This is a genomic window from Nocardioidaceae bacterium SCSIO 66511 (assembly GCA_023100825.1).
Classification (GTDB): Bacteria; Actinomycetota; Actinomycetes; order Propionibacteriales; family Nocardioidaceae; genus Solicola.
The window spans coordinates 3,129,881-3,144,003 of the sequence record CP095846.1 but is presented as its reverse complement, the minus strand read 5'-3'; the positions used below and the strand labels follow the sequence as shown (position 1 = coordinate 3,144,003).

General features: G+C 68.1%; 13 protein-coding genes. 10 read left to right on the top strand and 3 right to left on the bottom strand.

All coding sequences use genetic code 11. The annotated features are described in order from the left end of the window. Positions 1-25: 25 nt before the first annotated feature. From MU582_14830 to dusB, 7 genes are all read left to right on the top strand, one after another. Complete coding sequence (locus MU582_14830; GenBank protein UPK73703.1) at positions 26-1,414, top strand: glycine--tRNA ligase; 1,389 nt, start codon at positions 26-28, stop codon at positions 1,412-1,414. After that, positions 1,408-1,992 (top strand): hypothetical protein, encoded by a 585-nt coding sequence (locus MU582_14825; GenBank protein ID UPK73702.1) that lies wholly within the window; start codon positions 1,408-1,410, stop codon positions 1,990-1,992. Before MU582_14830 ends, MU582_14825 begins: the two co-directional genes overlap by 7 nt. A 76-nt stretch (positions 1,993-2,068) precedes the next feature. Further along, positions 2,069-3,004: an ABC transporter ATP-binding protein gene (locus MU582_14820; protein ID UPK73701.1), complete on the top strand. Its 936-nt coding sequence runs from the start codon at positions 2,069-2,071 to the stop codon at positions 3,002-3,004. Continuing rightward, entirely contained in the window at positions 3,001-3,780 is a 780-nt protein-coding gene (locus tag MU582_14815) for an ABC transporter permease (GenBank protein UPK73700.1), read from the top strand. The genes MU582_14820 and MU582_14815 overlap by 4 nt, the downstream gene beginning before the upstream one ends. A 20-nt stretch (positions 3,781-3,800) precedes the next feature. After that, a complete protein-coding gene (locus tag MU582_14810) occupies positions 3,801-4,916 on the top strand; it encodes a sensor histidine kinase (protein UPK73699.1) in 1,116 nt (371 codons plus the stop codon). Further along, positions 4,913-5,536 carry a response regulator transcription factor gene (locus tag MU582_14805; protein ID UPK73698.1) on the top strand — a complete coding sequence of 208 codons (624 nt, stop codon included), beginning with the start codon at positions 4,913-4,915 and terminating at the stop codon, positions 5,534-5,536. The genes MU582_14810 and MU582_14805 overlap by 4 nt, the downstream gene beginning before the upstream one ends. Positions 5,537-5,564: 28 nt before the next feature. After that, on the top strand, positions 5,565-6,716 hold the full coding sequence (dusB, locus tag MU582_14800; GenBank protein UPK73697.1) for a tRNA dihydrouridine synthase DusB: 1,152 nt from the start codon (positions 5,565-5,567) through the stop codon (positions 6,714-6,716). 7 nt (positions 6,717-6,723) lie between these two features. On the opposite strand, the gene MU582_14795 is transcribed toward dusB, so the two are convergent. Together MU582_14795 and MU582_14790 are read right to left on the bottom strand one after the other, a co-directional pair. Then, positions 6,724-8,082: a PH domain-containing protein gene (locus tag MU582_14795; protein ID UPK73696.1), complete on the bottom strand. Its 1,359-nt coding sequence runs from the start codon at positions 8,080-8,082 to the stop codon at positions 6,724-6,726. Continuing rightward, the gene (locus MU582_14790; GenBank protein UPK73695.1) at positions 8,066-8,557 is read right to left on the bottom strand and encodes a PH domain-containing protein; all 492 of its coding nucleotides are present in this window, start codon (positions 8,555-8,557) and stop codon (positions 8,066-8,068) included. Before MU582_14790 ends, MU582_14795 begins: the two co-directional genes overlap by 17 nt. Before the next feature lie 82 nt (positions 8,558-8,639). On the opposite strand from MU582_14790, the gene MU582_14785 reads away from it, so the two are divergent. Further along, positions 8,640-9,491 carry a DegV family protein gene (locus MU582_14785; protein ID UPK73694.1) on the top strand — a complete coding sequence of 284 codons (852 nt, stop codon included), beginning with the start codon at positions 8,640-8,642 and terminating at the stop codon, positions 9,489-9,491. Positions 9,492-9,906: 415 nt separating this feature from the next. Here MU582_14785 and MU582_14780 read toward each other — a convergent pair whose 3' ends face one another. Then, positions 9,907-10,752: an NAD(P)-dependent oxidoreductase gene (locus MU582_14780; protein ID UPK73693.1), complete on the bottom strand. Its 846-nt coding sequence runs from the start codon at positions 10,750-10,752 to the stop codon at positions 9,907-9,909. A 156-nt stretch (positions 10,753-10,908) separates the two neighbouring features. Between MU582_14780 and MU582_14775 the strand changes: the two genes are divergently transcribed. Together MU582_14775 and MU582_14770 are read left to right on the top strand one after the other, a co-directional pair. Next, entirely contained in the window at positions 10,909-11,829 is a 921-nt protein-coding gene (locus MU582_14775; protein ID UPK73692.1) for a ComEA family DNA-binding protein, read from the top strand. Then, the gene (locus tag MU582_14770) at positions 11,826-14,090 is read left to right on the top strand and encodes a ComEC/Rec2 family competence protein (protein UPK73691.1); all 2,265 of its coding nucleotides are present in this window, start codon (positions 11,826-11,828) and stop codon (positions 14,088-14,090) included. The genes MU582_14775 and MU582_14770 overlap by 4 nt, the downstream gene beginning before the upstream one ends. Positions 14,091-14,123: the final 33 nt, after the last annotated feature.

Below are 14,123 nucleotides of genomic sequence, written 5' to 3'. Positions count from 1 at the left end.
CACCCAGCCGGATGGAGAGCCAACCATGCCTGCCACCAACGTCGACACCGTTGTCAGCCTCTGCAAACGCCGCGGATTCGTTTTTCCCTGTGGCGAGATCTACGGAGGCACGAAAGCCGCCTGGGACTACGGGCCCCTCGGTGTCGAGCTGAAGGAGAACATCAAGCGCCAGTGGTGGCGGGCGATGGTGCAGGGCCGCGACGACGTCGTCGGGCTCGACTCGTCGGTGATCCTGCCCCGGCGTGTGTGGGAGGCCTCGGGTCACGTCGATGTGTTCCACGACCCGCTGGTCGAGTGCATGAACTGCCATAAGCGCCACCGCCAGGACCACCTGCAGGAGGCGTACGCCGCCAAGAAGAGCATCGACGACCCGGACACCGTCGACATGACGTTGATCGCGTGCCCCGACTGCGGCACGAAGGGCCAATGGACCGAGCCGCGCGAGTTCAACATGATGCTCAAGACCTACCTCGGGCCGATCGAGTCCGAGGAAGGGCTGCACTATCTGCGGCCGGAGACCGCGCAGGGCATCTTCATCAACTTCAACCAGGTGATGACGACCGCGCGCAAACGACCGCCGTTCGGCATCGCCCAGATCGGCAAGAGCTTCCGCAACGAGATCACACCGGGCAACTTCATCTTCCGCACGCGTGAGTTCGAGCAGATGGAGATGGAGTTCTTCGTCGAGCCGGGCACCGACGCCGACTGGCATGAGGAGTGGATCCGCCTTCGTACCGACTGGTACACCGACCTCGGTATCGACCCCGCCAACATCCGGCACTTCGAGCATCCGCAGGAGAAGCTCTCCCACTACGCGAAGCGCACGGTCGACATCGAGTACCGGTTCAACTTCGGATCCAAGGAGTTCGACGAGCTCGAGGGCATCGCCAACCGCACCGACTTCGACCTCTCCACCCACGCGAAGTTCTCCGGACAGGAGTTGTCGTACTACGACCAGGAGAAGGGCGAGCGCTGGGTGCCGTACGTCATCGAGCCGGCCGCCGGACTCAACCGGTCGATGATGGCGTTCCTGCTCGACGCGTACACCGAGGACGAAGCGCCGAACGCCAAGGGCGGCGTCGACAAGCGCGTCGTGCTGCGTCTCGATCCGCGCCTGGCGCCAGTCAAGGTGGCGGTCCTGCCGCTGTCTCGCAACGAACGGCTCACGCCGAAGGCGAAGGCGCTGTCGGCCGACCTTCGTACGCTGTGGGCCGTCGACTTCGACGACGCGGGTGCGATCGGGCGACGCTACCGCCGCCACGACGAGATCGGCACGCCCTACTGCGTCACCGTCGACTTCGACTCTCTCGACGACAACGCGGTGACCGTACGCGAACGCGACACCATGCAGCAGGAACGGGTCTCGCTCGACCAGATCCGCTCCTACCTCGCGACTCGCCTCGTCGGATGCTGACCCGGCCCTGGCGGCGCATCGGGGCGCTCGCCGCGGTAGCGGTACTCACGGTGTCCGGCTGCTCCGGGGGCGACGACGAGCCCGAACCGGGCCCGGACACTCCCGACATCGAAGTTCCGGAGGGCGTGACGCTGACCTCGGGCGGATCGACCGTAGAGGTCGGTACGCCCGTGTCAGTTGTCGACGAGCCGGACAACGCCGCCGCGACCGTCATCACGGTCGAGGTCGACCAGATCGAACGCGGCAAGCCGAAGGATCTTGCCGGGTTCGATCTCGACGGCGTGGCCAATGGGTCGGTCCCGTACTACGTCGACGCGTCCATCCGCAACGCCGGACCAGCCGTGCTTGCCCGGGCGGAACTGCCGTTGTACGGGCTAGACAGCGGCGATGAGTACTTCCCGCCGACGGCGGTACGTGGCGCGATCGATTCGTGCAAACCGCTGGAGCTGCCCAGCAAACTCGACCGCGGTGGCGCGGTGAAGGGCTGCCTGGTCTTCACGGTGCCGCCCAAGCGGAACTTCACCGGCGTCCAGGTACGCACCAGCGATCTGGAGAACCCTGTCACCTGGGCTCCGTGACCATCTGACAGATGTCATGACCGGTCGATGACCGTCGGCATGGGCTCAGCACCGCGCGCGGCGCAATGGTGGAGCCATGACCAGAGAACGTACCTTGCCGAGCTTCGCCGTCGCCCTCGATGACGCGACGAAGCGATACGCGTCTGTGACCGCTGTCGACCAACTCTCCCTGACGATTCGTCCGGGTGAGGTCGTTGCGCTGCTCGGCCCCAACGGCGCCGGCAAGACCACAACGATCGACCTGATCCTCGGACTCCAGGATCCGACAGTGGGTGCCGTCAGCGTCTACGGCATGGCGCCGCGCAAGGCGGTCGCACGGGGTGCGGTATCGGCGGTGATGCAGACCGGGGGGCTGCTCAAGGAGTACACCGTTGGCGAGACCGTCGAGCTGACGGCATCGCTGTTCGAGCCGGCGCGCCCGGTAGGTGAAGTCCTCGAGCGGGCCGGTATCGCCGATATCCGCGACCGTCTGGTCGGCAAGTGCTCCGGCGGGCAGCAGCAGCGACTGCGGTTCGCGCTCGCGCTGCTGCCCGATCCGGACCTGCTGATCCTCGATGAGCCCACCACAGGCATGGACGTCGAGGGTCGCCGCGACTTCTGGGAAGCGATCCGCGCCGACTCCCAGCGGGGACGTACGACGATCTTCGCAACGCATTACCTCGAGGAGGCGGATGCGTACGCCGATCGAATCGTGTTCGTACGGCATGGCCGAGTCGCCGCAGACGGCACTCCTGCGCAGATCAAGAGCCTCGCCTCGGGACGTACCCTGCGCGCGACACTGCCCGGCGCGGACCAGTCTCTGCTGGCGGCGATCCCCGGAGTCGACTCGGTCGACGTACGCGGTGACTCGGTGCTGCTCCATGCGGCCGATGCAGATGTCGCGGCGCGTTATCTGCTCACTCAGACCTCAGCGCGCGATCTGGAAATCACCTCGCGCAACCTCGAAGACGCGTTCATCGCGCTTACCGGCGATGACGCTCAGGATGCAACCCACGTTGGAGTTCCCGCATGACCACACCGATGATCGAACGTAGGACACCGCGGCTCGGTGGCTTCTCGGCAACCTTCCTTCGACTCGAGCTGCGGCGGATGTTGCGCAACCGCCGCACGATGATCTTCACGCTCGTCATGCCGGCCGCGTTCTTCTTGCTCTTCGGTACGGACAGTTCGTACCGCACGGAGACGACCGGATCGGGCAACGTCACCGCGTGGGTGATGATCTCGATGGCCGTCTACGGAGCAATGATCGCCACGACGAGCGCCGGCGCGATGGTCTCCGTCGAACGCGCCGTCGGATGGAGCCGGCAACTGCGGCTCACTCCGCTGAACCCGGTGGCGTACATCGCCGTCAAGGTCCTCGTCGCGATGTCGATGGGACTGGTCTCGATCGCAGTGGTCTGTGCAGTCGGCCTGTTCGCCGGAGCCGACCTGCCGCTCGGCGACCTGCTGACGTGTGCGCTGCTGGCCTGGGTGTGCTCGCTGGTGTTCGCCGCGTTCGGCTTGTTCATGGGCTACCTGCTGCCGAGCGAGAACGTCATGCAGCTCCTCGGTCCGGTGCTGGCGCTGATGTCGTTCGCCGGTGGCCTATTCGTACCCGTCAGCGAGATGGGCGACACGTTCGCGACGATCGCGAAGCTGACCCCGGTCTACGGCGTCGGTGAGCTCGCCAGGTGGCCGCTGGACCCCGGCGGCTCGCTGGTCGTCGCAGTGCTCAATGTCGCCGTCTGGACCGCGTTGTTCATCGCCGGCGCCGCGTGGCGGTTCCGCCGTGACACCGCCCGCGTCTGACCGGCGCATACGCTGCTGACGTGACACCCGCACTGAAGCCGGACCTCGATCGTCGTCCACCGGCATTCCGGTGGCTTGCCATCGGGGTCTGGTTCGTGTACCTGGCTCCGCTCGCTGATCGGCTGCTGAATGATGCCGACGGCTGGCGCCAAGCGCTCGGGTTGCTGGCTCTTGCCGCATTCGTGGTCGTCTATCTCGTCGCGCTCGGCGGGAGGCGGAACTTTCGCACCGACCCGGCCGATGCGGCGGAGCTGGTGACCCGTTGGGCGTACGTCGCCGGAATGCTCGTCTGCACGGTCGCGATGATCCCCGGCGGCGGCGACGAGGCGTTGACGAGCCTGGTCTTCGTGACCGCCGCTTCGATGGGCGCACTGCCGGTACGCCAGGGTTGGGCCGTCCTGCTCACGCTGTTCGTCGTGACCGAGGCGTCCGGCCGGCTCGTCGACGGTTGGTCGGAGGAAGGCACCGGTCTGGCGATCGTTCTCGCCGGCTGCGCCGTGTGGGGTTTCCGGATGGCGTTCCTGCGCCAGCGGCGACTGGTCGAGGCCGAGCGAGAGCTGAGCGCCCTCGCACTGGAGGAGGAGCGCACTCGGATCGCCCGAGACCTACACGACATCCTCGGCCATTCGCTCACGGTGATCTCGGTCAAGACCGAGCTCGCGGAGCGGCTGCTCGACGCCGACCCCGCGCGTACGAGAGCCGAGTTGGTCGACCTCGAACGCCTCGCTCGCGACGCGCTGGCCGACGTACGTTCGACCGCGGCCGGACTCCGTGGCGTCTCGCTGCCCGGCGAGATCGCGGCCGCCCGGGACGCGTTGGAGTCGGCCGGTATCGAGGCCGATCTGCCAACGGTGGCAGACGAGGTGCCGAGCCGCTGGCGGGAGCTGTTCGCTTGGACGATTCGCGAGTCGGTCACCAACGTCATCCGGCACAGTGGTGCCCGCCGCTGCCGAGTGCTGCTCACACCGCGGTCGGTGACGATCGAGGACGACGGTGTCGGCGTCGACACCATGCCATCCGAAGGCCGCGGCCTGCTCGGGCTTCGCGAGCGGACCCGGCTTGCGGGTGCGACCCTGACGACGGGACCGGCCGAGTCGGGTGTCGGCTTCGCGGTACGTGTGGAGGTGGCGGGATGAACGACACCCCCATCCGGCTGTTGCTGGCCGACGATCAGGCGCTCGTACGTGGCGCGCTGGCCGCTCTCCTTGACCTCGAACCCGACCTGAGCGTCGTGGTCGAGGTATCCCGCGGTGACGAGGTCGTGCCGGCTGCCCGTGAGGAGCACCCGGACGTCGCGCTGCTGGACGTCGAGATGCCTGGTCTCGACGGCGTCGCTGCGGCCCGAGAGCTACTCGCAGCCGTGCCGGGATGCCGAGTGCTGATGGTGACGACGTTCGGTCGACCTGGGTATCTGCAAGCGGCGATGGCCGCAGGTGCGAGCGGGTTCGTGGTCAAGGACACGCCGGCCCGTCAGCTCGCCGACGCCGTACGCCGGGTGCACTCGGGCCTCCGCGTCGTCGATCCGCAGCTGGCCGCCGACTCGCTCGCCCAAGGCGCGACGCCGCTGACGGAGCGCGAGACGGACGTGCTCCGCGCCGCAGAGGACGGAGGCACGGTCGCCGACATCGCGCGTGCGCTGCATCTGTCGGAGGGGACCGTACGCAACTACCTGTCGAGCGCCATCGGCAAGACCGGTGCACGTACTCGTGCCGAGGCCGTACGTGTCGCCGCCGAGAACGGCTGGCTCCTGCGGTGACGCGAGGCCGATTGGCCCGGATGAGACGATGGACCCCATGACCGCTACGGAGACCGTCGCCAAGGGCCTACGGCTCGGCGACCTCGAGATCCCGACACCGGTCGTGCTCGCACCGATGGCAGGCGTCACGAACGCGGCGTTCCGCAAGCTGTGCAGCGAGCACGGCGCGGGGCTGTACGTATGCGAGATGATCACCTCGCGCGGCATCGTCGAAGGCGACCGCACCAGCTTGTCGATGCTCGTGTTCGACGAGGCCGAGAAGGTGCGTTCGGTCCAGCTGTACGGCATCGACCCCGTCTACATCGGCAAGGCCGTCGAGATCCTGTGCGGCGACCACGGTGTCGACCACGTCGACCTGAACTTCGGATGCCCCGTGCCCAAGGTCACCCGTAAGGGCGGTGGCGCCGCGCTTCCGTGGAAGTCGACTCTGCTCGGCGACATCCTCGAGTCCGCCGTACGCGCGGCCGCGCCGTACGGCGTGCCTGTCACGATGAAGACCCGAAAGGGCATCGACGACGACCACCTGACGTACCTCGACGCCGGTCGCATCGCGCAGGAGTCAGGCTGCGCGGCGATCGCGCTGCACGGGCGTACGGCGGCGCAGCACTACTCGGGCACCGCCGACTGGGAGTCGATCGCGTCGCTCGTCGAACACGTCGAGATCCCCGTGCTCGGCAACGGCGACATCTGGGAGGCATCCGATGCGATGCGCATGGTCGACGAGACGGGATGCGCGGGCGTTGTCGTCGGCCGCGGGTGTCTCGGCCGGCCATGGTTGTTCCGCGACCTCGCTGCCGGCTTCGCCGGAGAGCACGTTCAGGAGCTGCCGAAACTCGGCGAGGTACGCGCGATGATGCGCCGTCATGCCGAGCTGCTGAGCGGCTACCTCGGCGAGGAGCGCGGCTGTGTCGAGTTCCGTAAGCACGTCTCTTGGTATCTGAAGGGGTTCGGCGCGGGCGGGCGGCTTCGCAACAGCCTCGGCAAGGTGTCGTCGTTGGCCGCGCTCGATGAGCTCCTCGGCGACCTCGATCCCGATGAGCCCTACCCCGTCGGCGAGCTCGGGCGTCCGCGCGGGCGGCAGGGGAGCCCGCGCAAGGTGACAGTGCCCGACGGCTGGCTCGACTCCCGCGAGGTCGACGGCATCGACCCGGAGGCCGAGGACGGTACGTCGGGCGGCTGAGTCTGCGCTACGCGCGACGCGCGACCCGTGCCCGGTCGAGCTGTGACATCGCGATCGCGCGTACCTCCGCGGCGTCGCGGCTGGGCGCGTGGGCGTCGACGGGACCCTTGGTCGTGTCGACGATGAGATCGCTGAGTTGAAGTCGTCGCTGGAGGGGCCCCTGCACCACGCGTACCGACTGCGTCTTCGCGTGGGGTACGACATCGATGCGGTGCGTGATCCAGCCTCGCGTCATGACGATCGCGCGCTCGTCGTACCCGATGCGCCGGAACCTCCAGCCGATCGGGGCGAACCACGCGGACCGTGCGGGCGCGACCCGCAACGGCACGGCAGACGGATCGACGCCCGGAAGCACCGACGCGAACACTGTGCGGACCACGCCGAAATCGCCGACCGGAAGCAGGGTCGAGGTGGCGTCGTCGCCCTCGACGTCGCCGCCCCGGGTGTAGCCGGCGGTGTCGACGCGGACGCGGTACCAGCCGAACGGCCGCCACAGCAGGGGTTGCTCCACGACGACACCTTGGACGCGGTCGAGCGGAACGGTCTGCGAGATGTGGTTGAACAGACCGCGCTCGACGTGGAGTCCGTTCGCTGCGTACGAGAGCCGGAAGCCCCACTGCTCGAACAGCCGGGAGCGGACGAGTGTGTACAGCCAGCCGCCGAGCGCGAGCAGGACCGGGATGGAGGTCGCGACGAACCCGTCCCTGCCGAACACCGCAGTCGCGGCCGCGTTGGCGATCACGGCGATGAGCAACGCACCGCTGATCGCGATCGCTGCGACGAAGTCGCTGGTGAGGATGCCGGCGACGATCAGCCTGCCGATGGGCACGTCGGCGATCAGCCGATCGGCGGGATGCGCGGGTGCTGTCGGGACGGGCGCCTCGTCGGTCTCGCCGGACGCGCGGCCGAGGAGAGTCGCCCGCAGCGTACGCGCCTCTTCGAGCGGGAAGAACCGCAGCTCCGTACGCGACTCCTCGCCGCCGGCCATCTCGATGCGTAGCTCGGCGAGCCCGAGGATTCGTGCTCCGAACGGTTGCGCGATGTCGATCGACTGGATGCGTTCGTACGGCATCCGTCGTGACCGCTTCACGAAGACACCGCTGTCGATGCGCAGCTCGGTGCCGTCGATCACGAAGTAGGTGAATGCCCAGGTGACATACCCCGCGGTCAGACCGAGCACGACCGCTGCGAGGAGGACGACACCGACGACCGTTATCGACTCCTCGCCGCGCACCATCGAGCTCGCGCCCCAGGCCGCGGCCGCAAGCAGCCAGAGCCAGGCGCGTACCAGGGGAGTGGCGGGATGGCTGCGGCGCGCTCCGGAGCTTTGACTCGAGTCCGGCTGAGAGTCAGAGACCTGCGCCATGCGCCTCGCCCAGCTCGGTGAGCCGATCACGCAGCCGCTGCGCTTCATCCGCCGGTAGGCCGGGGATCGTCGCCGCAGTCTCCGGGCTCGCGGTGTGCAAGGTGATCCGGGCGATGCCAAGACGCCTGGCGACGGGGCCCGCCTGCACGTCGACGTACTGCATCCGACCGTAGGGAACCGAGACGAGCCGACGCCACATGATCCCGCTCGTGACGTAGAGGTCCTCGGCGTTTTCGGCGTAGCCCCACGAGGCCTGATGGCGCGCGGCCCAGATCCAGCCCCACACGGCGCCGACGACGATGGCCACGGCGAGCAAGGCCGTCAGCCACCACCAGCCGAGGAGTACGTGTGCGACGACGGTGGCAATGACTGCGATGACGACGCACGGCACGACGATGCCGAATCGGTGCACGTCGCGCAGCCGGATCGAGACGCGTTTCCACTCAGCTGCCGGCGGGGTGAAGAGGTCAGACATGTGGACTCCACCATAGAGGTTCGCGGAACCTCGTCGAACGTGCGTCGCTGGGAGGCGTGGGCACACGCTAGTGTCAGGAGTCATGTCCGATCGGATCGCGCTCGTCACAGACTCGGCGTCGTCACTGCCTGCCGACCTCGCGGAGCGTTACGACGTGCGGGTCGTACCGCTTCAGGTCGTTGTCGGCGACGACTGCCTGACCGAGGGCGTCGACATCGCTCCGGGCGACGTCGCATCGGCCCTCGAGACGCACCGATCGGTCAGCACGTCTCGTCCCGCCCCCGAGGTGTTCTCCCGCACGTACGCCGAGCTGGCCGACGACGGCGTGTCGCAGATTCTGTCGATCCATCTCAGCTCGGAGGTCTCGGGTACGTTCGAGTCGGCGCAGATCGCCGGACGTACGGCGCGGGTTCCCGTGCACTGTGTCGACAGTCGTCAGGTCGGCATGGGCATCGGCTTCGCCGCGCTGACCGCCGCCGAGCTGCTCGCTGACGATGCACCGATCGAGAAGGCGATCGCCGCAGCCAAGACCCGCGGCGACGCGACCGCGTCGTACTTCTACGTCGACACCCTCGAGTACCTGCGCCGGGGCGGGCGGGTGAGCACCCTCGGCGCGCTCGTCGGCTCTGCGCTGGCCATGAAGCCGCTGTTGTCCATCGATGACGGACGCATCGGCCCGCTGGAGAAGGTCCGTACGTCCGCTCGGGCCCTCAACCGACTGCAGGAGCTGGCCGTCACGTACGCCCGGCGTACCGGCGGCACCTTCGATGTCGCTGTGCAGCATCTCGCCGCCGAAGACCGCGCGAACGACGTCGCCGAGGCTCTGCAGGAGGAACTCGACCTCGATCAGGTACGCGTACTCGAGGTCGGCGCTGCCGTAGGCGCACACGTCGGCCCGGGGATGGTCGCGGTCGTCGTCGCCCCGAGGTTGTGACGGGAGACGCCAGTGAGCCGACTCCTGTCACCGTGGCCACGTACGTACCATCGTGCACGGCAACCTGTCACTTTGCACGGTGTCCCTGCCATGCAAAGTGACGTTTCACCATGTCTACTTGGTAATCGACCCCGCAAAGGCCGACCGAAGCGGGAATGCCGGAAAGCGACGCGAAGTCGTAGCTGCGGCCCCCGCATCGCCGCGTCTATGCCCAGCCGAAGGAAGCGGGAGAGCCGACAGCGAGCGGAATCGGGCAGCCGGGTAGTCGTACCGGTGGAAGTGGGAGAGCGGACAGCGAACCCGAGCCCGGCAGGCGGGTTTAGCACGGTAGAAGCAGACGAGCCGACAACGAACCCGAATCGGGCAGCCGGGTAGTCGTACCGGTAGAAACGGGAAAGCCAACGGCGCAGCAGACCTAGAACGCTTCGCGCACTGCGGCCATGTCGTCACTGCCGAGTCCGTTGCTCGCCGTTGTCATGAACACCTGCTCGACTGCAGCGAGGATGGTGTCGGCGACACCGACCTCTTCGGCCGCGGCGCGCATCAGGCCGACGTCCTTGACGACACCGTCGACCGAGAAGGACGTCGGGTATGAATGCTCGATCATCGCTGCGCCTTTGAGGTGGGCGTACGGCGTATCCGTCGCGCCGCCGGCGAGAACCTCGAGAAACAACGCCGGGTCGACATCGAGATGTTCGGCGAATGCGATCGACTGGCCCAGTCCTGCAGTGAGCGTGCCGACCCATGAGTTGACGACGAGTTTGAGGGCGCTGGCCCGACCGACCCGGTCGCCCACGCGGATCGTCCTTGCTCCGATCGCATCGAGCACCGGCGTAGCGCGCTCGATCGCGGCCGGATCGCCCGATACGAGGGTCGTGAGCATGCCCTGTTCGGCCGGCTGCTTCGTGCCGAGCACGGGAGCGTCGACAAGCGTTATCCCATGTTCGGCCGCAGTCTCGGCAGCACGGCGGGTGCCCTCGATGCCGATGGTGGATGCCTGGAGCACGACGGCATCGCCGACCGACTCCCGCATCTCGGTCAGTACGTCGAGAACAGCGTCGGTGTCGAAGACGCAGACCAGTACGACATCTGCGCCGCGTACGGCATCCCGCACGCTTGCAGCGACCGTCGCACCGTCGACAGCCAGCGGCTGGGCCTTCGCGACCGAGCGGTTCCAGACATGCACCGTGAGATCGGCGCGGAGCAGACTCCGGGCGGCGGCCGCGCCCATGATCCCGGTACCGAGTACTGCCACCTTCATCGCGCGCTCCAATCCTCCCGGGTCTTGCCAGTAGGCACTGCAACCGGCTTCGAGCCAGATTTCATCCACAGCGGTCGGCCGATGACCCTGGTTGTCCACAATCGCCCGTCGTGACCTCGCGGATCAACCTGTCGGCCGCCTACTTTGCCGGGTGTGATGCGCAGAAGACCTGACCGTACGACGAGCGACCGCAACGCAGCTGCGTTGCGGCGGCTCGCGATCATCGGTGCACAGCTGGCCGACGACCGAGGCGACGGCGGGCCCGACGCGCCTCCTGAGATGGGCGACGGTGGAGGGGTTCCCCGCCCCCTGCCGGAGGCCGGCCCCCATCTCGGGTCGTCAGCCCCTCCCCGGTCCCCCCTACTGGGCGATGTGCACGATCGGCTGCCGGCGTCGGTTCAGTCCCGGCTCGGCGGTGCGGGGCTGACGGCCCACCATGTCGTCGTCGTGACGGCTGTGATCGCGGTGTTCGTCGCTCTCGGCGCCTGGTGGTTCGTCTCGTCCCGACCCAGCGAGGTCACTCCGGTTTCGCAGGTCGAGACGTCCGGTCCGCCGGCCGGCGAGTCGTCAACCGGCCCGGCGACCGGCGGTGATGACGCCAGTGCGGCGCCAACGGATGCCGCTGCGTCGCCTGCTGGCGGCAAGGTCGTGGTCGACGTGACAGGCAAAGTGCGCGACCCGGGCATCGTCTCGTTACGCACGGGCTCTCGCGTGGCGGATGCGATCAAGGCTGCCGGCGGCACGGTCGGCAACCGAGTCGACCTGAGCACAGTCAACCTGGCGCGTGTGCTCGTCGACGGGGAGCAGATCATCGTCGGCATGCCGGCGGTCGAGGGCGCCGCGCCGCCGGTCGACGGTACGACGACCCCGGACACAGCGCCCACGACGACGGTCAACCTGAACACCGCGACGCTCGAGCAGCTAGACACTCTTCCGGGTGTCGGGCCCGTGACCGGGCAGGCGATTCTCGACTGGCGCACCGAGCACGGCCAGTTCGGCTCGGTCGATGAGTTGCTCGAGGTCGACGGAATCGGGGAGGTGACGCTCGAGGAGCTACGTGAGCTGGTGACCGTGTGAGCGACGTCGACCGGGCCGGTGTCGACTATCGGATGGCGGTTCCGGCACTGATCGCCTGGGCGGGAGCGGCGGTCGCGGTCGGTCGCCGGCCGGGTGAGGTGATGCTCGCCGCAGTGGTCGCGGGTGTCGCCGGTGTCATCACCGCCCGGCGCGGGCTACGACTGGCCACGATCACCCTGCTCGTCCTCTCGGCGACCTGTCTCGTCGCCGGTTTACGACTCACGACCGCGTCGACAGGCCCGGTAGCCGCGTTGGCTGCCGATGGCGCCGCGGTCAGCCTCCGGCTCGATGTCGTCAGCGATCCGCGCACGATCGACATCGGATACGCGGAACTCGTCGTGGTCGAAGCCCGCGCCACCCACGTCGAGGGCAGGGGAGTGTCGGCCGACACTCGCGAGCCGATCGTCGTCTTCGCCGACGAGGAGTGGGCCGATGTCCGGCTGGGGGAGTCGGTCGATGCGTCGGGGGTACTCAGCCCGTCCGACTCGTCCGACCATGCGGCTGAGTTGCATGGGAACTCGGATTACACAGTTGTCGGCGACCCCGCGTGGTGGTGGGACGCGTCGGCCGAGTTGCGCGCCGCCGTCACGGAGTCGGTCTCGCGCCGCTCCGATGACGTTGCCGCACTCGTTCCTGCGCTCGTACATGGCGACGACCAGGCGATGCCCGAACAACTCGCCGACGACTTCCGGGCGAGCGGGCTGACCCATCTGCTCGCCGTTTCGGGCACGAACCTCACGCTCGTCGTCGGCTTCCTGCTGCTGATCGCGCGACTGTTCGGCGTCCGCGGAAGATGGAAGATCGCGATCGCGGTCGCCGGCACCGTTGGGTTCGTGCTCCTCGCGCGTCCGGAGCCCAGCGTCGTACGCGCCGCGGCGATGGGTCTCGTCGCCATCGCCGGACTCGGGGCCGGGGGCAGCGGGCGAGGCATCAGAGCATTGTCCTGGGCGATCGTCGGCCTTCTGCTGCTCGACCCGTGGCTCGCGCGTACCGCAGGATTCGTGTTGTCGGTTTGTGCGACCGCCGGGATCCTCGTACTGGCGCCGCCATGGCGCGACCGGCTCGCGCGTTGGATGCCGCGCTGGTGCGCCGAGGCCGTCGCCGTTCCTCTTGCCGCGCAGCTCGCCTGTACGCCCGCGGTGGCGGTGATCTCGGGTCAGGTGTCGTTCGTCGCCGTCGCCGCGAACCTCCTGGTAGCACCGGCGGTCGGTCCGGCAACGGTGCTCGGGCTGCTCGGCGGGCTGGTCGCGCTCTTTTCGGATCCGGCGAGTCACCTCGTCGGCTGGTTCACGGGTCTGTTTGCCGGTTGGATCGTGGCGGTCGGACACCGCAGCGCCGCATTTCCGGGTGCGGCGGCCGAATGGGGTTCGTCCGCACCGACGATCATCGCGATCACCGTGGTGACGATCCTGCTCGCTGCGGGGTGCTACTGGGGCTTGTCACGACCACTCGTCTGCGTACCCGCAGTCGTCCTGGTCTCGGTTCTGATCGTGCGCCCGGTCAGCGTCGGGTGGCCGCCGGACGGGTGGGCGATGGTCATGTGTGATGTGGGCCAGGGCGATGCGCTCGTGCTGAACGTCGGGTCCGGGCAGGCCGTCGTCGTCGACACCGGTCCCGAGCCGCGGCTCGTCGACCGGTGTCTCGACGATCTCGGTATCGACCGCATCCCGCTCGTCGTGCTTACCCATGCCCACGCCGATCACACTGGTGGACTCGGCGGAGTGCTCGATGGACGCCGGGTGGGTGCTGTGGGTGTCGGCGCCGAGGCTTTGTTGGACACCTCGGGAGTGCCACTCGTGCAGCTCGATTACGGCACACAGCAGCAGGTCGGCGACCTGGCGTGGACGGTTCTTGCGCCGTCCAAGGAGGTCGCCGAAGGCGAGCTTGCCGAAAGCGACGGCGCCGCGGTCAACAACACGAGTGTCGTGCTGCTCGCCGAGGTTCAGGGTGTGCGCATGCTGCTCACCGGTGACATCGAGCCCGAGGCGCAAGCGGCGGTACTGCAGGCGATGGCAGATCCGGCCGTTGACGTCCTCAAGGTCCCGCATCACGGCAGTGCGAGCCAGGATCCAGCGCTGTTCGAGAGGGTCGACGCCGACTTCGCGCTCATCAGCGTCGGCGCCGACAACGACTACGGTCACCCGGCACCCGCCATGCTGGACCTCGCCGAGCAGAACGAGATGCGTGTCGTACGCACCGATGTCGCCGGCGACATAGCCGTTGTCGTCGACGGACACCGGTCGACGATCGTCACCCGATGAGTACGGGCGCAGGCCGATCGTGAGGTGTCGGTG